18 protein-coding genes and 2 tRNA genes are annotated in these 18,948 nt (G+C 60.8%); 12 read left to right on the top strand and 8 right to left on the bottom strand.

All coding sequences use genetic code 11. The annotated features are described in order from the left end of the window. Positions 1-26: 26 nt before the first annotated feature. The 6 genes from relA to NCCP436_RS13730 form a co-directional block, all read right to left on the bottom strand. Positions 27-2,270, bottom strand: a complete 2,244-nt coding sequence (gene relA, locus NCCP436_RS13755) for a GTP diphosphokinase (protein WP_220804563.1) — start codon at positions 2,268-2,270, stop codon at positions 27-29. A gap of 133 nt (positions 2,271-2,403) precedes the next feature. Then, positions 2,404-3,762, bottom strand: coding sequence for a 23S rRNA (uracil(1939)-C(5))-methyltransferase RlmD (gene rlmD, locus NCCP436_RS13750; RefSeq protein ID WP_220804562.1), 1,359 nt, complete (start codon positions 3,760-3,762; stop codon positions 2,404-2,406). Beyond that, complete coding sequence (gene cysM / locus NCCP436_RS13745) at positions 3,759-4,667, bottom strand: cysteine synthase CysM (RefSeq protein ID WP_220804561.1); 909 nt, start codon at positions 4,665-4,667, stop codon at positions 3,759-3,761. The genes rlmD and cysM overlap by 4 nt, the downstream gene beginning before the upstream one ends. Positions 4,668-4,761: 94 nt before the next feature. Beyond that, a complete protein-coding gene (locus tag NCCP436_RS13740; RefSeq protein WP_220804560.1) occupies positions 4,762-5,727 on the bottom strand; it encodes a siderophore ABC transporter substrate-binding protein in 966 nt (321 codons plus the stop codon). A gap of 235 nt (positions 5,728-5,962) precedes the next feature. Further along, positions 5,963-7,300, bottom strand: a complete 1,338-nt coding sequence (locus NCCP436_RS13735) for a cell wall metabolism sensor histidine kinase WalK (protein ID WP_220804559.1) — start codon at positions 7,298-7,300, stop codon at positions 5,963-5,965. Next, positions 7,297-8,004, bottom strand: coding sequence for a response regulator transcription factor (locus NCCP436_RS13730; RefSeq protein ID WP_220804558.1), 708 nt, complete (start codon positions 8,002-8,004; stop codon positions 7,297-7,299). Before NCCP436_RS13730 ends, NCCP436_RS13735 begins: the two co-directional genes overlap by 4 nt. Before the next feature lie 149 nt (positions 8,005-8,153). Between NCCP436_RS13730 and NCCP436_RS13725 the strand changes: the two genes are divergently transcribed. The 3 genes from NCCP436_RS13725 to NCCP436_RS13715 all read left to right on the top strand — a co-directional run bounded on the left by NCCP436_RS13725 (position 8,154) and on the right by NCCP436_RS13715 (position 11,803). Next, complete coding sequence (locus tag NCCP436_RS13725; protein WP_220804557.1) at positions 8,154-10,904, top strand: response regulator; 2,751 nt, start codon at positions 8,154-8,156, stop codon at positions 10,902-10,904. A gap of 66 nt (positions 10,905-10,970) precedes the next feature. Next, on the top strand, positions 10,971-11,402 hold the full coding sequence (locus NCCP436_RS13720; RefSeq protein ID WP_220804556.1) for a hypothetical protein: 432 nt from the start codon (positions 10,971-10,973) through the stop codon (positions 11,400-11,402). A 2-nt stretch (positions 11,403-11,404) separates the two neighbouring features. Continuing rightward, a complete protein-coding gene (locus NCCP436_RS13715; protein WP_220804555.1) occupies positions 11,405-11,803 on the top strand; it encodes an META domain-containing protein in 399 nt (132 codons plus the stop codon). Positions 11,804-11,815: 12 nt separating this feature from the next. Here the strand turns inward: NCCP436_RS13715 and dinB are convergent, their stop codons facing one another. Beyond that, positions 11,816-12,868 carry a DNA polymerase IV gene (gene dinB / locus NCCP436_RS13710; protein ID WP_220804554.1) on the bottom strand — a complete coding sequence of 351 codons (1,053 nt, stop codon included), beginning with the start codon at positions 12,866-12,868 and terminating at the stop codon, positions 11,816-11,818. A 143-nt stretch (positions 12,869-13,011) separates the two neighbouring features. On the opposite strand from dinB, the gene NCCP436_RS13705 reads away from it, so the two are divergent. The 8 genes from NCCP436_RS13705 to tsaA all read left to right on the top strand — a co-directional run bounded on the left by NCCP436_RS13705 (position 13,012) and on the right by tsaA (position 18,112). Then, a tRNA-Met gene (locus NCCP436_RS13705) sits at positions 13,012-13,088 on the top strand. Positions 13,089-13,210: 122 nt separating this feature from the next. Next, positions 13,211-13,287, top strand: a tRNA-Met gene (locus tag NCCP436_RS13700). Between the two features lie 135 nt (positions 13,288-13,422). Continuing rightward, a complete protein-coding gene (locus NCCP436_RS13695) occupies positions 13,423-13,962 on the top strand; it encodes a cytochrome b (protein ID WP_220804553.1) in 540 nt (179 codons plus the stop codon). A 106-nt stretch (positions 13,963-14,068) separates the two neighbouring features. Then, positions 14,069-14,908, top strand: a complete 840-nt coding sequence (locus tag NCCP436_RS13690) for an endonuclease (RefSeq protein WP_220804552.1) — start codon at positions 14,069-14,071, stop codon at positions 14,906-14,908. A gap of 84 nt (positions 14,909-14,992) precedes the next feature. After that, on the top strand, positions 14,993-16,327 hold the full coding sequence (gene rimO / locus NCCP436_RS13685) for a 30S ribosomal protein S12 methylthiotransferase RimO (protein ID WP_220804551.1): 1,335 nt from the start codon (positions 14,993-14,995) through the stop codon (positions 16,325-16,327). 100 nt (positions 16,328-16,427) lie between these two features. Then, entirely contained in the window at positions 16,428-17,126 is a 699-nt protein-coding gene (locus NCCP436_RS13680) for an RNA pseudouridine synthase (RefSeq protein WP_220804550.1), read from the top strand. A gap of 58 nt (positions 17,127-17,184) precedes the next feature. Continuing rightward, on the top strand, positions 17,185-17,391 hold the full coding sequence (locus NCCP436_RS13675; RefSeq protein WP_220804549.1) for a hypothetical protein: 207 nt from the start codon (positions 17,185-17,187) through the stop codon (positions 17,389-17,391). 10 nt (positions 17,392-17,401) lie between these two features. Next, positions 17,402-18,112 carry a tRNA (N6-threonylcarbamoyladenosine(37)-N6)-methyltransferase TrmO gene (gene tsaA / locus NCCP436_RS13670; RefSeq protein ID WP_220804548.1) on the top strand — a complete coding sequence of 237 codons (711 nt, stop codon included), beginning with the start codon at positions 17,402-17,404 and terminating at the stop codon, positions 18,110-18,112. Positions 18,113-18,158: 46 nt separating this feature from the next. On the opposite strand, the gene NCCP436_RS13665 is transcribed toward tsaA, so the two are convergent. After that, positions 18,159-18,461, bottom strand: coding sequence for a putative quinol monooxygenase (locus tag NCCP436_RS13665; RefSeq protein WP_220804547.1), 303 nt, complete (start codon positions 18,459-18,461; stop codon positions 18,159-18,161). Between the two features lie 61 nt (positions 18,462-18,522). Here NCCP436_RS13665 and NCCP436_RS13660 point away from each other — a divergent pair, with 61 nt between their 5' ends. Further along, positions 18,523-18,942 (top strand): VOC family protein, encoded by a 420-nt coding sequence (locus NCCP436_RS13660; RefSeq protein WP_220804546.1) that lies wholly within the window; start codon positions 18,523-18,525, stop codon positions 18,940-18,942. Positions 18,943-18,948: the final 6 nt, after the last annotated feature.

The following is an 18,948-nucleotide window of genomic DNA, read 5'->3' as shown; positions in this document are numbered from 1 at the left end:
CAACAACCTCGGACTTTGGGCGTCACTCAGTTGGCACGCTGGCGACGTGCCTCGATGATGTTGGGCAACTGGCTGATACGGGCCAGCAGACGCCCCAGCGCATCCAGTCCGGGAATCTCCACGGTGATCGACATGGAGGCGGTGTTGTCCTCCTTGTTGGAGCGGGTATTGACCGCCAGCACGTTGAGTTTCTCGTTGAGCAGTACCTGGGTCACGTCGCGCAGCAGACCGGAGCGGTCGTAGGCCTTGATGGCGATTTCCACCGGGTAGGTCTGCACCGGCACCGGCCCCCAACTGACCTGGATCATTCGCTCCGGCTCGCGGCCAGACTGCTGCAGCGCAGTCGGACAGTCCTGGCGATGGATGGTGACGCCACGGCCAAGGGTGATGTAACCGACGATCGGGTCGCCCGGCAGTGGCTGGCAGCAGCCGGCCATCTGCGTCAGCAGGTTGCCGACCCCCTGAATCTGGATGTCACCACGCTTGCCCGGTCTGAATCCCTGAGCCTTGCGCGGGATCAGTTCAAGCTGCTCGTTGCCACGCTCCGGCTCCACCAGTTGCTGGGCTAGGCCGACAACATGAGCCAGGCGCAGATCGCCAGCCCCCAAGGCGGCGTACATATCCTCAGAGCTCTTGAGGTTGGCCTTTTCCGCCAGTTTGTCGAAATCCACGCCGCTGAGTGCCAGACGCGCCAGCTCACGTTCAAGCAACTGACGGCCGGCAGCAACGTTCTGGTCGCGATCCTGCAGCTTGAACCAGTGCACGATCTTCGCCCGGGCACGACTGGTGGTGACATAGCCCAGGTTTGGGTTGAGCCAGTCGCGGCTCGGCGCCCCTTGCTTGCTGGTGATGATTTCCACCTGTTCACCGGTTTGCAGGCTATAGGTCAGCGGCACGATGCGCCCGTTGATCTTGGCGCCCCGGCAGGCATGACCGATTTCGGTGTGCACGCGATAGGCGAAATCCAGCGGTGTGGCCCCCTTGGGCAGGTCGATGGCATGACCGTCCGGGGTAAATACGTAGACCCGGTCCGGCTCGATGTCGACACGCAACTGCTCGGCCAGGCCGCCGATGTCGCCCAGCTCCTCGTGCCACTCGATCACCTGACGCAGCCAGGAGATTTTCTCTTCATAGTGATTGGAGCCGGACTTGACGTCGGTACCCTTGTAGCGCCAGTGCGCGCAAACACCCAGTTCGGCCTCCTCATGCATGGCATGAGTACGGATCTGCACCTCCAGCACCTTGCCCTCGGGACCGAGCACGGCCGTGTGCAGCGAGCGGTAGCCATTTTCCTTGGGGTTGGCGATGTAGTCGTCGAACTCCTTGGGGATATGCCGCCACAGGGTATGCACTATGCCCAGGGTGGTGTAACAGTCGCGCACCTCCGGCACCAGCACGCGCACTGCGCGCACGTCGTAGATCTGGCTGAACTGCAGGCCCTTGCGCTGCATCTTCCGCCAGATCGAATAGATGTGCTTGGCCCGGCCACTGATGTCGGCCTTGATCCCGGCACTCTCAAGCTCCAGGCGCAGGTGGGCCATGGCATCGTTGATATATTGCTCACGATCGAGTCGCCGCTCATGCAGCAGCCTTGCGATCTGCTTGTACTGCTCAGGCTCCAGATAGCGGAACGACAGGTCTTCCAGCTCCCACTTGATATGGCCAATGCCAAGACGGTGAGCCAGCGGGGCATAGATGTCGAACACCTCGCGCGCTACGCGCTGGCGCTTTTCCTCGTCGGCTTCCTTGACCGCGCGGATAGCGCAGGTACGCTCGGCCAGCTTGATCAACGCCACGCGAACGTCGTCGACCATGGCCACCAGCATCTTGCGCAGGTTTTCCACCTGAGTCTGAGAGCCGACCACCACCGATTCGCGCGGGTTGATACTGGCGCTGATCGCCGCCATGCGCAGCACACCCTCGATCAGCTTGGCCACCACCGCACCGAAGCGCTGATGAACCGTTGCCAGACTCACCTGCCCTTCACGCACGCCGCGGTAGATGACCGCTGCCACCAGTGAATCCTGATCAAGCTTGAGATCTGCGAGAATCTCGGCGATATCGAGGCCGGCACGAAAAGTCGAGGCCCCCTCGCTCCAGTGGTTCTTCGTGGAGTGAGCCTGCTGCTCAACCTCCCGGGCAAACTCGCAGGCTTCCTGCAGTCCCTGGCGATCCAGCGCCGGGACAACGCTGGCGACATGATCCAGCCAGGCCTCGAGATTAATGCTGCCATCGTCGTTGACTGGCTGATGCGCTCTAACCTGAACCATTGTCTTACCTTCCCTACGGTGCGGATACAGCACACCGAAAAGTCGCCGGCCTTCTATGAGCCGGTCGGATTAACATGACGGACGCTTCCTGCTCGTCCGTGCGGTACTCAGCGTACCGCCCTTGTTTCGCGGGCTAGGCCCCGGATCGTTCAAACAGTGCCATGGCCTCGACATGCGCAGTCTGCGGAAACATATCCAGGATTCCGGCGCGGCGCAGGCGGTAGCCCTGACGAATCAGCTCGGCGGCATCACGCGCCAAAGTCGTCGGATTGCAGGATACATAGACCAGACGCTTGGCGCCCAACCCGCTCATCCCGCGCACCACCTCCAGCGCTCCATCACGCGGCGGATCGAGCAGCACGGCGGCAAAGCCTCCCTGCGCCCAGTTCTGACCAGCCAGCGGCTTGGACAGATCGGCCCGGAAAAAGTGCGCATTCTCCAGTCCATTGTCTCGGGCATTGGCAGCGGCGCGTCTGACCATGCCTTCGACGCCTTCGACAGCCACCACCTCGGCCCGCTGCCGAGCCAGCGGCAGAGCGAAATTGCCCAGCCCACAAAACAGATCGAGCACCCGCTCGCCCGGTTCTACGCCGAGCCAGTCTAGAGCCTGGGCAATCATCGACTCGTTGACCGATTCGTTAACCTGGACAAAGTCTCCGGGCCGACAGGCCAGTTGCAAATCCCAAGAGGGCAAGCGGAAGGCCAACTCGGCCTGCGCATCATCGGCTTGTGCCTGGCCTTCTCCCTGCAGCCACAGCTGTACGTCGTACTGCGAACAGAATGCCCTGAGAAGGTTCAGATCGCCCTGACTCAGCGCTGCAGTATGGCGCAGCAACATGGCCTCGGCGCTACCGCTGAACAGCTCGACATGACCCAGCGCCTGAGGTTTCTCGAGTTTGCGCAGCAAGGCTGGCAATGCCTGGAAAATCGGCTGCAAGGGCTGTACCAGCACCGGGCACCGGTCAATGGCAACGATCGCCTGACTGGCTTCGGCGCGAAAGCCCACCTGCAGCTGTCGACTCCTGGCATCCCAGCGCACGGCGATGCGCGCACGACGCCGGTAACCGAACTCGGCTCCGCTCAGCGGCACAGCCCATTCGTCCGGCTGAATGCCGCCCAGCCGGCTCAGTTGCTCCGCCAGAGTGCGCTGTTTCAGGGCAAGCTGGTCAGCATGCTGCATATGTTGCAGGTTGCAGCCACCGCACTGGCCGGCATGTATGCAGGATGCGGTACGTCGTCCAGAGCTGGCCACGATAATGCGTTCGGTGCGCGCATCGACGGTCTGGCTACGAGCGCCAAGCACCCTTGCCTCGACCTGCTCGCCGGCCAGCGCACCACTGACGAACCAGGTGCGCCCTCCCTCGAAGGCGATACCACGGCCATCACCGGCCTGCCGCTCGATTGTCAGGCGCTGCTTCTTGCCAACTGGAAGCTGCGCGGCACGACTGCCACCACCAGCCTGAAAACGCAGGCCGGAACTACGCCTGCTCATTCCTGCGCCGGTTCTTCATAGATGCCGGTGGACAGGTAGCGGTCGCCACGGTCGCAGATGATCGCCACCATCACGGCGTTCTCTACCTCTTGAGAAAGACGCAGCATGCCTGCCACCGCGCCACCGGAGGAGACCCCGCAGAAGATGCCCTCCTCACGCGCAAGGCGGCGCATGACATGCTCGGCCTCGGCCTGACTCATATCCATGACCTGATCGACCTGCTCGGGTCGGTAGATCTTCGGCAGGTACTCCTGTGGCCAGCGACGGATGCCGGGAATGGCAGAGCCGTCCTGAGGCTGCAGGCCGACGATGCGGATGTCCGGGTTCTGCTCCTTGAGGTAGCGCGAGGTACCCATGATGGTGCCAGTGGTTCCCATTGAGCTGATGAAGTGGGTGATACGGCCACCGGTCTGCTGCCAGATTTCCGGCCCGGTGCCAACATAATGAGCTTGCGGGTTGTCGCCATTGGCGAACTGATCGAGCACCTTGCCGCGCCCTTCGGCCTGCAGCTTCTCTGCCAGATCGCGCGCTCCCTCCATCCCCTCTTCCTTGCTGACCAGAATCAGCTCGGCGCCATAGGCAGTCATGGCCCACTTGCGCTCATCGGTGGAATTGTCCGGCATGATCAGGATCATCTTGTAACCCTTGATCGCAGCGGCCATGGCCAGAGCGATGCCGGTATTGCCGCTGGTCGCTTCAATCAGAGTATCGCCCGGGCGAATATCGCCACGCAGCTCAGCCCGGTTGATCATCGACAACGCCGGCCGATCCTTGACCGAACCGGCCGGGTTGTTGCCCTCAAGCTTTACCAGGAGAGTATTGCTGGTGTCGCCGCCCAAGCGTTGCAGACGTACCAGAGGGGTATTGCCGATGCTGTCGGCGATGGTAGGAAATTGCAGGGTCATGGGGCGCTCGAATCCAGACTGACGCGAAGGAGCGACATAATACGCCGAACCTGCGACGGCATCACGCCATGATCGACGCCCCACTCACAACGACTCAGAACCGGGCAGCGAATGCCTGCAGCGTGCTCATCAAGCCCTGATAACCACCAGTGGCGATATACCAGGTAGCCGGCTCCAGATAGAACACTCGCTCCGCCTGCCAGGCGGCGCCGGCAGAGACAAGCGGATGAGCGCCCAGGGTTTCCTCACCCTTGCCTTCGCCGCCAGTGGCCGCACCACGATCGAGCACGATCAACCAGTCCGGCTGCCGCTCAAGCGCTCCCTGCAGAAGCGCCTGTTGCTGCTCGCGCATTTCCTGCGCCTCCTTGGAGTCCGGCGCAGGACGCGGTTTCTCCTCTGCCTCCGGTTTTACCGACGCCACCACTGGCTCCAGTCCGAGCACCTGGTAAAGCATGCCGTGGCGATCTCCCGGTGCCTGTACGATCAGGTGCTGGTTGATGGTGAACAAGGTCAGCGCGCTGGCGCCGGCAGTCTTGCCGTGCACCTCGGCAACAGCCTGCTTAAGCTCACGCTCAAGACGCGCCGCCTGCTCCTGGCGGTCGAACAGCTTGCCCAGCAGTTGCAGATGCTCGTAGGTCTGCTCCAGGAAACGATCCGGCGCAGCGTACAGATTCAAGGTCGGAGCCAGTTCCGACAGTTTCTCCTGCGCGGGGGCCGAGCGCCGCCCCACGATGATCAGATCCGGCTGTAGCGCCTCAAGCGCGGCATAGTCGGGCTCGAACAGAGTGCCGACTACCACACCTTCACGCCCCCTATAGGCCTGTTTCAGGTAATGCGGGCCGGTAATTTGCGGCATGCCGACCACCTCAACACCCAGCGCATCGAGCGTATCCAGCACTCCCAGATCGAGCACTGCCACACGCTTGGGCGTTTCGGTGAAGGTCAACCGGTTGTTACCCTGCTGCACCTCAAGGGGGAAGGCCGCATAGGCCAGGGATGCGCCCAGCCAGGCAGCGCCCAGAAGCGCCATTCGACCGAGCCAGATTCTTAGCACTCTCATCAGCATCTCCAGTTTGCATGCACAGGTTCGATTGATTGCGCTCGGCCAGCCTTTAGCGGTGAGTCCGCCCTCAGCATGCGCTGAGAACTGCGCAAGACCATCCCGAAGCCAAGTGCTCAGTGAAAGGAGCAATTCATCGGAAGAAGCGTTGGCAAACCTTCAGCCTGCAACAGGCCCGACAAAATGCTGGCGCAATATAAGCAAAACGCCAATGAGAGGAAATTTCATTTACAACCTATACACTTTTCAGCCGCATCTGCAGCCGTAGCCCCGGTTTCAGGGCTTCAGCCCAGAGCGCCCCCCCCTGCAGGCTAATCATGCTGCGTGCGATCGCCAGTCCCAGGCCAAAGCCATCACCACCGGGACGGGCAGCGCTAAGCCGGGTAAAGGGCAGGAAGATCCGCTCCAGCTCCTGCTCGGCAACACCTGGCCCCTGGTCATCAATGCAAAGCAGCCAATATCCGTCCTCATAACGCCCGGACAGACGCACGATACCGCCTTCCGGCGAGTGCCGAATGGCATTGCGCAGGATGTTCTCCAGCGCACGGGCCAGACCATTGAGATGCCCCAACACCCGGCAGTCTGGCGGCAGCTCACAAGGCATGCGTTCAAGCGTCCAGCCGGTTTCGAATCCGGCGTTTTCACGCAGTACATCCCAAAGCCGGACAATGTCCACCTCTTCCAAGGGAAGACTGGGCCGTTCCGTATCAAGCCAGACCAGCTCCAGGGCATCGGCCACCAGCTTTTCCATCTCTTCCACTTCGCGGACCAGGCGCTGACGCAAGGCATCGGCATCCTGCTCTCCCTCGCCTGCCACTCGCAGACGACCCAATGGCGTGCGCAACTCATGGGAAAGATCACGCAGCAACTGCCGCTGAAAGCCCACCGTGCCCTCCAAACGCTCGGCCATGTTATTGAAAGTGCGAGCCAAATGCCCCAATTCATCCTTGCGCCTGGTCACTGTCGTTCCCAGACGCACGGACAGATCACCGGCACTCAACGCAGCCGCTTGGCGTCTGAGCTGGGCCAGCGGCACAATCAGCAAGCGGTACAGCAAAAATGCAACGACAATCGCCAGCACCGCAGGCAGCACAAACTGCAGCAGTATCTCCCAGAATTCGTTGTAACGCCGTGGATCCAGGCGCTCGGGCAACTCCATGACCAGGCGCCGAGGACCATCCTCGAAAGGCACATAAAAGGTGGGCGTACTGCCACGCCGCCCTACCGGAAATTCCAGCTTGCGCAGAAAGTCCAGCCGAGCAACCTCCCCAGCCGTCAACGATCGCGTTGAAAGCGACTGCTTATGCTCATCTACTACTACCGCCCAGACCTGCTCCCGCTCCTGCAGTTGCCGCAGGAAGGCATCCACCCCAATTGCACCGTTCTCCTGCCATGCTGTTTCAGCCTCGCGGGCGTAATCACGCAGCAACTTGCGGGTCGACTCCGGCAAATAGGAGGTCGCATCGGTCAGCAGGCGCCCCATGTCCACATGCAGACTCACCAGCAGCAGGCAGAACAGCGCCATAGCGCCGGACAGAGGCCAGAGCAGCGAATGCCGGCTTGGCAGACTCATGCGCCAGCCTGAGCCATGATGTAGCCCTTGCCCCAGACCGTGTCGACCCGCATCGCCTCGTAACCGACGGCCTGCAGCTTGCGGCGGATATGGCTGACGTGCATGTCCAGGCTACGATCGTGCGGCGCATAGGCACGGCGCAAGGCCTGTTGATAGAGAAACGGCTTGCTCAGCGCCTCATCCTGATGTCGCCAGAGCAATTCCAGTACACGGAATTCACTCGGGGTCAGTCCCAGCCATTGCCCGGCAAAGGCCACGTCGTTACGTCCCTCGTCAAAGCGCAAGTCACTGTTGCCACTGGGCTGATGAGCCCGACGCTCGTAAGCAACACGTCGCAGAATCGCTTCCACCCGCACACTCAGTTCATTCAGGCTGAAGGGCTTGGGTAGGTAGTCATCGGCCCCACCGCTGAAACCGGCGATACGGTTCTGCTCGTCTCCCAGCGCCGACATCAGCAGCACTGGCACACTGCGCTGTCGCCGCAGGCGCTGCAAGGCCTCAAGACCGCTGATTCCGGGCAGCAGGATATCCATCAGAATCAGGTCAAAATTTTCACTCTCGGCCAGCTGCAGGCCCTCACTGCCATCCTGACTGAGGGTCACGTCAAAACCGCAGCTGTTCAAGTGAGCCTGTAAATGGCTGGCCAATAGGGGATCATCCTCTACGGCGAGGATGCGGGGCTGAGTGGAAACACGGGGCGTCATGGTGCTTAACTCAAAAACCAGAATGAGAACAATTCTAACGATTAACTCGAAGGCTCTCACCTACAGATTCCGCACCCTCAAAACGCTAAACTGCGCTAACGCCCTGCACGGATAGGGGCATTCGCTGCATCGCCTTGAGGAGAAACTGCGTGTTCAAGAGCCTTGGCATCAAGGGCCGCGTGCTATTGCTGAGCCTGCTGCCCACCAGCTTGCTGGCCCTGGTGCTGGGCAGCTATTTCACCTGTCTGCAACTTTCCGAGCTACAAACGCAGCTATTGCAGCGCGGCGAGTTGCTGGTTGAACACCTCGCACCACTGTCAGCACCAGCCCTTTTGCAAGCGGATCGCCAGGTACTCGAACGCATTGCTCGGCAGGCTCTGGAACACCCGGATGTACGCGCGGTGAGCTTTCTCGACCAGCAACAGCGGCCACTTGCCTACGCCGGACCACGCATGCACAACCCCGCACCTGCCAGCCAGACCGGTCTCAGCCGCCATAGCGGCCAGGACGCAACGCGTTTTCTGCTACCCGTGCACAACCTGCACCTGATGTTCGAGGAGAGCACTCCGCAATCCGGCGACGACAATCCGCTCGGCTGGATCGAACTGGAACTTTCGCATCAGGGAACCCTGCTGAGCGGATACCGCAGCCTGTTTACCAGCTTGCTGCTGATCGCTGGCGGGCTGATCGTCACCGCCCTGCTGGCCCTGCGTATGAGCCGCAGCATCAACGCCCCCCTGGACAAGATCAAGGCCAGTGTCAGCCAGCTCAAGGACGGACACCTGGAGACCCGCCTGCCATCACTGGGCAGCCATGAACTGGATGAACTGGCCGCTGGTATCAACCGTATGGCCGAAGCCCTGCAAAACGCCCAGGAGGAGCTGCAGCACAGCATCGAGCAGGCCACCGAAGACGTCCGCCAGAATCTCGAAACCATCGAAATCCAGAACATCGAACTGGACTTCGCACGCAAGGAGGCACTGGAGGCCAGCCGCATCAAGTCCGAGTTCCTGGCCAACATGAGCCACGAGATCCGCACCCCGCTCAACGGCATTCTCGGCTTCACCAACCTGCTGCAGAAGAGCGAGCTCAGCCCGCGCCAGCGCGACTATCTGGCCACTATCGAAAAATCCGCCGACAGCCTGCTCGGAATCATCAATGAGGTACTGGACTTTTCCAAGATCGAAGCCGGCAAGCTTGTACTCGAATCGATTCCCTTCAACCTGCGTGACCTGCTGCAGGACACCCTCACCATCCTTGCGCCAACCGCCCACGAAAAGCAACTGGAGCTGATCAGCCTGGTCTACCGCGACACACCGCTAGCCCTGCGCGGCGACCCACAGCGCCTGAAGCAGGTACTGACCAACCTGGTGAGCAACGCCATCAAGTTCACTCGCGAAGGCACCATCGTCATGCGCGCAATGGTCGAGGACGAAACCGCCGACAGCGCACAACTGCGCATCAGCGTGGAGGACACCGGCATCGGCCTGTCCGACGAAGATCTGCGCGCGCTGTTCCAGACCTTCAGTCAGGTGGATAACTCTCTCAGCCGACAGGCCGGCGGTACCGGCCTTGGTCTGGTGATTTCCAAACGTCTGATCGAGCAGATGGGCGGCGAGATTGGCGTTGAAAGCACTCCAGGTGAAGGCTCCGAGTTCTGGATCAGTCTGACCCTTCCCAAGGCCCGCGATGATGCTGAGGATCTACCCCGCACACTGCTGCAGGGACGCCGCGTCGCCGTTCTGGAAAAGCACGAACTGGCCCGCCAGGCGCTGACCCACCAACTGGAGGACTGCGGCCTGCAGGTACAGGCCTTTGCCGAGCCGGAGCAACTGCTTGAGGGCGTTGCCCGCCAGCAGAACACCGAGCAGGCCCTGAGCCTGGCCGTACTCGGCATAAACGCCACCCAACTGACGCCAGAGGCACTTGGACAACACACCTGGGAGCTGGATCGCCTGGGCTGCAAGGCCCTGGTGCTCTGCCCCACCACTGAGCTTGGACTGTTCCACGAATCACTGCCCGATGCCCACACTCAACTGCTGGCGAAACCCCCTTGTACACGCAAGCTGCACAAAGCGCTGGTCGACCTGGTCTGCCCACCACGCAACCTTGTCGAGACGCCCACTCTTGGCGATATACACAGGCCAAAGATCCTTTGTGTCGACGACAATCCGGCCAACCTGCTGCTGGTGCAGACCCTGCTCGACGACATGGGAGCCCAGGTCAAGGCTGTCGATAGTGGCTACGCGGCGCTCGAAGCGATCCATCAGGACAATTTCGACCTGATATTCATGGATGTGCAAATGCCCGGCATGGACGGCCGCGAGGCCACTGAGGCGATCCGTCAGTGGGAAGACGAGCAGGCCCGCAGCGCCACCCCCATCATCGCCCTGACCGCTCACGCGCTGGCCAACGAAAAACGTGCTTTGCTGCAGAGCGGCATGGACGATTACCTGACCAAACCAATCAGCGAACGTCAGTTGGCTCAAGTCATCCTCAAATGGACGGGCCTGAACCTGCGCCAGCAGCCTGCCCACGGACTGAGCGCTTCAGCAACGCCTCCTCCGCAGTCACAGATCCTGGATCCGGAAGAAGGTCTGCGACTGGCCGCCGGCAAGGCTGATCTGGCCAAGGACATGCTGAGCATGCTGCTGGACGGTCTACCCGGCGACCGTCAGGCCATCCGCCAGGCCCGCGACACCGGCGAGCGTACGACTCTGATCGAGCGTGTACACCGCCTGCACGGTGCGACTCGCTACTGCGGTGTACCGCAGTTGCGTGCAGCCTGCCAGCGCAGTGAAACCCTGCTTAAACAGGAAGATCCGGAGGCCCTGCGGGCCCTTGATGAGCTGGACGCGGCCATTGAACGCCTGCTCGAGGCCACTGCCCGCAATGCCTGAAACGCTCTGCCGGCTCAGCGCAGAGCACCTGCAGCGTGCTAGCATGCCGGCGTATCCGGAGGACACATGGCCGAACACGATTTTCGCTACACCCTGCTCAACCCCCAACACACCCTCACCGAATGCAGGGCCCTGGCTCCCGGGCGCTATCAGGTTACGGGCAATGGCGGCTCCATCCAGAGTGGCGACACCCTACTAGTCACCCTCAAGGGCAGTCGCGACCTGCACATGCGCCTGCTGGTGGAAAAGGTACGCCACCTGATCAATCCACCGGGTCAGTGGCTGGCCGTCTGCAAGGGGCCGCAGTTCCGCGAGCTGGCCATCCACAACTGGCAGGTGCACTGCGACGACTGCGGACGCCAACTGGATTTCGAATTTGCCGTCGACGCGAGCCTGGGCAACACTGCACACGAGCCGGCCGCCGAAGCCCGCATTGCCGAACTTGGCTGGCGCAAGGACGCCGGCCACCATCTCTGCGATCACTGCCAGGAGGCCTGAACATGTCCCGTAACCTGCCCTTAGTCCTGCTTGCCAGCGCCCTGACCGGCTGTGCCGGCACTGCACCGCAACTGCAGACGGAACACGCCTATCGTGTCGAGTGGATCGGCGAACGCCCGCTGATTGACCGTAGCCACCTGAGCATCACCTTCGCCGCCGACGGTCGAGCCCACGGCAATGCCGGCTGCAACCATTGGTTCGCCAGCTACCAGCTCGACGGCGAACGTCTGCGCTTTGAATCCCCTGGCAGCACCCGCCGGATGTGCGCTCCCGCACTCATGGAGCAGGAACAGCGTTTCCTGGCGGCTCTGGAGAAAGTCGAGCGCTGGGACTTCAACTCCATCGGCCAGTTGCAACTGTGGCCGGTCAGCGGCAAACCGATTCGACTGTGGGCCGATTGAGCCTGCACCGGTTCAGTCAAACAAGCGCAACTGTTCTCGGGTAGCCCGCAGATCCTGTAGGCGCACCCCGACGCCCAGTAAGCGCACAGGCTTGTTGCCACGTGCAAAGGCGGTGCTCAGCAGCAATCGGTAACTTTCCAGATCGCGACTGGCACCAGCCTGCTCTAGGGTAGTCTGGGTAAAGTCGTGAAACTTCACCTTGACGAAGGGCTTGTCCGGCCGATAGCTGGCGTCCAGCCGCTGCAGGCGCCCGCTCATCTCTTCCAGCAGCTTCGGCAGCTTTTCCAGACAACTGGAAAGATCCGGCAGATCCTGTTCGTAAGTATGTTCAACGCTCAGTGACTGGCGTCGAGTCTCCACCTGAATCCTGCGCTCGTCGATGCCGTGAGCCAGTTGCCACAGCCGCTCGCCGAAGCTGCCGAAATCGCGGATCAGCGCCAGCTTGTTGTACTCACGCAAATCCCGGCAAGTGCGAATGCCCAGGCGCGTCAGCTTGTCGGCGGTGACCTTGCCCACCCCATGCAACTTACTCACCGGTAACTCGGCAACGAAATCATCGACCTGATCCGGTGTGATAATGAACAGCCCGTCAGGCTTGCGCCAGTCACTGGCGATCTTGGCCAGGAATTTATTGGGCGCAACTCCTGCTGATACGGTGATGTGCAGCTCTTGTGCCACACGGCGGCGAATTTCCTGAGCAATGCGCGTGGCGCTGCCGGAAAAATGGGGCGATTCGCTGACATCCAGATAGGCCTCGTCCAGCGACAGCGGCTCGATCAGATCCGTGAACTGGCGGAAAATGCTGTGGATTTCCCGCGACACACTGCGGTACACCTCGAAACGTGGTTTGACGATCAGCAAATTCGGACACAGTTTCAGCGCATGCCGCGAGGACATTGCCGAACGTACGCCATAGGCGCGCGCCTCATAGTTACAGGTAGCAATCACTCCGCGGCGATCGGCCGAACCGCCAACGGCCAACGGACGGCTGGCCAGGCTCGGGTCGTCACGCATCTCGATGGCGGCGTAAAAGCAGTCACAGTCGACATGAATTATCTTGCGCACAACATCCTCGGAAGCCTTGCCCTGCCTGGCCTGGAGCGCTTCAGTCTAACACTTGTTTACCTCTAAGCATCTGAGTTGAAAACACTTTTCTTTCAAACAACGGTTGACAATCACTTATCTGACTGTAGAATTCCGCCCACAGACGCGGGATGGAGCAGTCTGGTAGCTCGTCGGGCTCATAACCCGAAGGTCGTAGGTTCAAATCCTGCTCCCGCAACCAGTTTTACGAAGAGGCCACTCGATTGAGTGGCCTTTTTCGTTTCCGGACAATTAAAGTTTTAGATCAAATCCAACAATTTGATTGACAACATTTAATTTCAGCGTAGAATCCACGCCCTCAGACGCGGGATGGAGCAGTCTGGTAGCTCGTCGGGCTCATAACCCGAAGGTCGTAGGTTCAAATCCTGCTCCCGCAACCAGCTTTACGAAAAGGTCACTCAATCGAGTGGCCTTTTTTTGTTTCTGGGCATTGATCTTCCTCAGCTTTGTTTAAGCCGGCCACGCCTATGCTGAAATACCCGCCGCAGATGCGGGGCACCACCGAGGAAGCCCGTATGAATCACATTCCCACCTCAACGCGCTATGCAAGCCTGTCCATCAGCCTGCACTGGCTGATGCTGCTCCTGATTGCAGCTGTCTATGCCTGCATCGAACTCAAGGGCAACTTTCCCAAGGGTAGTGATACCCGCGAGTTGCTCAAGCAATGGCACTTCATGCTGGGACTGACTGTTTTCGCACTGGCCTGGCTGCGCCTGCTGGTTCGTATAGTGAAGCCTGCCCCCGCCATCGAACCGGCACCACCAACCTGGCAAAATCTCCTAGCCAAACTTATGCACCTGGCACTCTACGCCCTGATGATCGGCACCCCTCTGGCCGGCTGGCTGATCCTTAGCGCTGTAGGCAAGCCCATACCGTTCTTTGGCCTTGAACTGCCTGCCCTAATCGCCCCGGATAAACAACTGGCCGGGCAGATCAAAGAGTTGCACGAGTTGGCCGGCACCGCGGGCTATTGGCTGATCGGTCTGCATGCGCTGGCCGCCCTGTACCATCACCACGTCGCACGCGACAACACACTCACACGCATGCTGCCGTAGCGCAACTGAGACAAAGGCACTTTGGTCAGGGCGCTGTCAGGCGCCCTTGGGCATGACTCGACCAACGGCGCTCGTAAAGCCGACCGCCAACCGCCATATAGCGGTTATGGCTATCCTCCGCCCCGTCCGGCCCAAGGCGCTTTATCAATACCCCGAGCATCTACGCGAGCAGGTGGCCGCGGCCCCTCGCTCACCCGGCGTTTACCTGTTTTACGGCGAAAACGAGCAATGGCCGCTTTACATCGGCAAAAGCGTCAATATCCGCGCCCGCCTGCTCGCGCATCTGCGCACAGAGGATGAGGCCAGACTGCTGCAACAAACCCGGCGCATCGACTGTCGCCTCACCGCTGGGGAAATTGGCGCGCTGCAGCTTGAATCTCAACTGATCAAAACCCTGCAGCCGCTGACCAACAAGCGTCTGCGCCGCGCCAAACGCTTGTGCTCGCTGCATCTCGCCGGCAACCAGCTGGAGTGGGTCGATACCACTGGAGCACCATCAGACGGCACGCTCTATGGCCTGTTTCGCAGCCGCCGCGCGGGACTCGCTGCCATCCAGAAACTGGCCGACGAACATCGCCTATGCCTAAGCGTACTTGGACTGGAAACACCTCACAGCCAGCGCTGCTTTCGCCAGCAAATCGGCAAGTGCGCCGGCGCCTGCTGCGGCCTGGAATCTCTTGAGTCGCACCGTCAACGCACGCAACAGGCACTGGCCCAATGGACGGTGCATGGCTGGCCGTACACCGGCCCCGTGGCGCTATTTGAACAGTTCGGCGAGCTTGCCGATTACCACGTGCTGGACCAATGGCACTACCTGGGCACCTATCCGACCTTGACCGAAGCAAAACAAGCGAAAAAACGCCCACCGGCAGGGTTTGATATCGACACCTACCACATCCTGCTGCGCCCACTTGTAATCGGCCCGGCACAGATCATCGAGCTGTAGACCGAAGGCCATGGCAAACGTCGAAGCGGCACGCAGATGCCTGTATAATCGTGCGCTTATTTTGCTCCCGCCCCGTGATCAGCGATGACTACTACTGAAACCAAAAAGGCCCCAAGCGTCGGGTTTATTTCCTTGGGCTGCCCGAAAGCCACAGTCGACTCCGAGCGCATCCTCACTCAACTGCGCATGGAGGGTTACGAAATTGTGCCGACCTATCACGACGCCGACGTGGTAGTGGTCAACACCTGCGGCTTTATCGATAGCGCCAAGGCCGAGTCACTGGACGCCATCGGTGAAGCCATTGCGGAAAACGGCAAAGTCATCGTTACCGGCTGCATGGGCGTGGCCGAAGACAGCATCCGTGACGTGCATCCCAGCGTATTGGCGGTAACCGGCCCACAGCAGTATGAGCAGGTAGTCAGCGCCGTACACGAGGTGATTCCGCCAAAGGTCGAGCACAACCCCCTGATCGACCTGGTGCCTCCACAAGGCATCAAACTGACCCCCCGTCACTATGCGTATCTGAAGATTTCCGAAGGCTGCAACCACAGCTGCTCCTTCTGCATCATCCCGTCAATGCGCGGCAAACTGGTCAGCCGTCCGGTGGGCGACGTACTCTCCGAAGCCGAGCGCCTGGTCAAGGCCGGCGTCAAGGAACTGCTGGTAATCAGCCAGGATACCAGCGCCTATGGCGTGGATCTGAAGTACAAGCTGGATTTCTGGAACGGCCAGCCAGTTAAAACCCGCATGCTGGAACTGTGCGAAGCGTTGTCGAGCATGGGCGTGTGGGTGCGCCTGCATTACGTCTATCCGTATCCGAACGTGGATGACGTGATTCCGCTGATGGCCGCCGGCAAACTGCTGCCCTACCTGGACATCCCCTTCCAGCACGCCAGCCCGAGGGTTCTCAAGGCCATGAAACGCCCGGCCTTCGAGGACAAGACTCTGGCGCGCATCAAGAAATGGCGCGAGATCTGCCCCGAACTGACCATCCGCTCGACCTTTATCGTCGGCTTCCCGGGCGAAACCGAAGAAGACTTCCAGTACCTGCTCGACTGGCTGACCGAAGCCCAGCTCGACCGCGTCGGCTGCTTCCAGTACTCGCCGGTAGAAGGTGCACCTGCCAATGACCTGGGCCTGGAGCCGGTGCCAGACGAGATCAGGCAAGAACGCTGGGAGCGTTTCATGGCTCACCAGCAGGCCATCAGCGCCGCCCGTCTGCAGCGCAAGATCGGCCAGGTACTGGAAGTACTGGTCGACGAGGTGGACAGTGAAGGCGCGGTGGCCCGCTCCTGGGCCGACGCTCCGGAAATCGACGGCAGCGTGTTTATCGACTCCACTGCAGTCAAGCCGGGCGACAAGGTACGCGTGCGCATCGTCGATGCCGACGAATACGACCTGTGGGGCGAACTGGCCTGAGCCACCGATACCCGTTCAAGCCCCGCCCCGTGCGGGGCTTTTTCTTTGCCAGTCGCCACCGACACGGCGCTACAATGCCTCTTTTGCTGCGAGCGTTCTTATGAGCGAGCCTGTCCGTCTGTCCAAACGCGTGATCGAACTATTCGGCTGCTCTCGTCGCGAGGCCGAGCTGTACATCACCGGCGGCTGGGTGCGGGTCGCTGGTCAGGTGATCGAAGCGCCGCAGTACAAGGTCCGTGACGAATCTATCGAACTCGACCCAAATGCCAGACTCGAACCGCAGGAGCCGGTCACCCTGCTGCTCCATGCAGTAGCCGGCGAAACACGGCGCAGTCTTGGCCCCGACAGCCACTGGAGTGAGGATCCGCACACCCGACGCATCCTCTACAGTCACTTCCAGCGCCAGCAGGAAAGCCTGCCTCTGCAACAGGGTGCCAGTGGTCTGCTGATCCTAAGTCAGGACTGGCGCACCCAGCGCAAGCTACGTGAAGACGCCACTCGCCTGGAGCAGGAATATCTGATGGAAGTACGCGGAGAACTGCCACCCGCCATGCTTGAGCGGGTGAAAAAGGGCCTGCTGCACAAAGGTCGGCAGTTTCCGCCCTGCAAGCTCAGCTGGCAGAGCGAACAGCGTTTGCGCGTAGCCGTAAAAAATCCGCCGCCCACCCTGTTGCACGAGATGAGCACAGCCCTCGGCCTGGAGCTGCTGGGCATGCGCCGCATCCGCGTTGGTGGTGTGCCGATGGCCAAGTTGCCAGCCGGACAATGGCGCTACCTTGGCGACAAGGAGCGCTTCTGAGGACTGCCCCCGCACGCCCGTGTTAGGGTTTACCTCTCACGCACAGGAGATCGTCACCATGCGTACCCTGCTTCTGACCACTCTGCTGACCCTTAGTCTGCCCGCCCTCGCCGCACCTGCGCCATTCTTCCTCTGGCAGAGCACGATCGACGGCCATCTGACCTGCGCCCAGGTCAGCCCCGGCGAAGGCTGGATTCGCTTCACCGGGCCGTTCCGTGACGCCGGCTGCCGGGTGGCGCTCGACACACCTGTGCGCAGCCGCTAAGTAGGACAGCATGCAGCATCTGGTTTCCCCAGTTGGTATTATCCGCTCCTGTTTCAAGGAAAAATTCGCCATTCCCCGCCAACCGCACCTGGCTCCAGCCGCACGCGGTGTACTGGAGTTGCTGCCGCCCTTCGACCAGGGCGAGGCTGTACAGGGCCTGGAGCAGGTCAGCCATGTCTGGCTTCTGTTTCTCTTTCACCAGGCACTGGAGGATAAACCCCGCTTGAAGGTGCGCCCGCCGAGACTGGGCGGCAACCGCTTCATCGGTGTATTCAGCACCCGCGCCACCCATCGCCCCAACGGCATCGGCCAGTCAGTGGTACGCCTGGAGCGCGTGGAGCCTGGTCGCCTGCATCTATCGGGCATTGATCTGCTCGACGGCACGCCAGTACTCGATATCAAACCCTATGTGCCTTATGCCGATGCCGTTAGCGACGCACGCAACAACATGGCCGAGGCTCCGCCGCCCCTGATTGCCGTGGACTGGCAGGAAGATGCGCTGATGCAGGCCCGTCAGCACGCCTTGCGTCTGGCCGAGCCGCTGGTGGAGCTGATCGAGCAGTGCCTTGCCCAGGATCCGCGCCCGGCCTATCAGCAGCCGGCCCCTGAGCGACGCTACGGCGTGTGCCTGTGGGATCTGGAGGTGCACTGGCATTACCCGGAGCCTGGACATATCCGCGTGCTGGACGTGCAGCCAGCAGCCACACCTCCAGATGTCTGAAGCGTGATTCCGTCGGGCATGATGCCGCCCCCGCTGCCATCATCCTTCAACGTGCCGGGTTGAGCGCCAGCATGTCGGCTTCGATAGCGTCCTGACGTTCTATCAGCGGTTCCACCAGCGGCCGGCTGGCAAGGAAATGCGGCGTCTGCATATGCGCCTCGAAAGCTGCCTCATCGAGATATACCTCATACAGCCAGACCAGATCGGGATCACTGCGATCGCGCATTACATCGAAGGTCAGGCAGCCGGGCTCATCCTGCACCGAAGCGGCGGCGTTGACCCGCATGGCTTGCATAAAGGCACCGAAACTGCCGGGTTTAAGCCGGGTCTTGAGCAATAGAACGTACACAGCAGGCTCCATTATGTTTTATATTTAAAAAATAATTGTATACATAATGGAGTACAAAAACATGCTCGAACGTCCATCACGCCTTAACGGCCTGCGACACCTGGCCCTGCTGGTAGACAATCTGGAAGAGTGCGAACGCTTCTACGTGGATGTTCTGGGTATGCAGGTACTACATCGCGCCAATGAGGATCTGGTCTACCTGACCTGCGGCAACGACAACCTTTCGCTTGGCCGCGCCTATGCCAAAAGCCACGGTGTCCCCCTGGTCGATCATTACGGCTTCATCGTCGATAGTGTTGAGGAGCTCGATGCCTGGTATGAGTACCTGAAGGCATGCGGGGCAACCCTGCTGGATCGCCCCTTCGATCATGGTGATGGTGCCCGCAGTTTTCACCTGCTGGATCCAGCCGGCAACAAGATCCAGCCGCTGTATCACCCGGCCATTTCCGGACAGCGCTTCACGCCGCCGTGGGCCGGGTAAGCCACC

The sequence above is a fragment of the Pseudomonas sp. NCCP-436 genome (assembly GCF_019656335.1).
Taxonomy (GTDB): domain Bacteria; phylum Pseudomonadota; class Gammaproteobacteria; order Pseudomonadales; family Pseudomonadaceae; genus Aquipseudomonas.
This window is presented reverse-complemented; position numbering and strand designations above follow the sequence as displayed.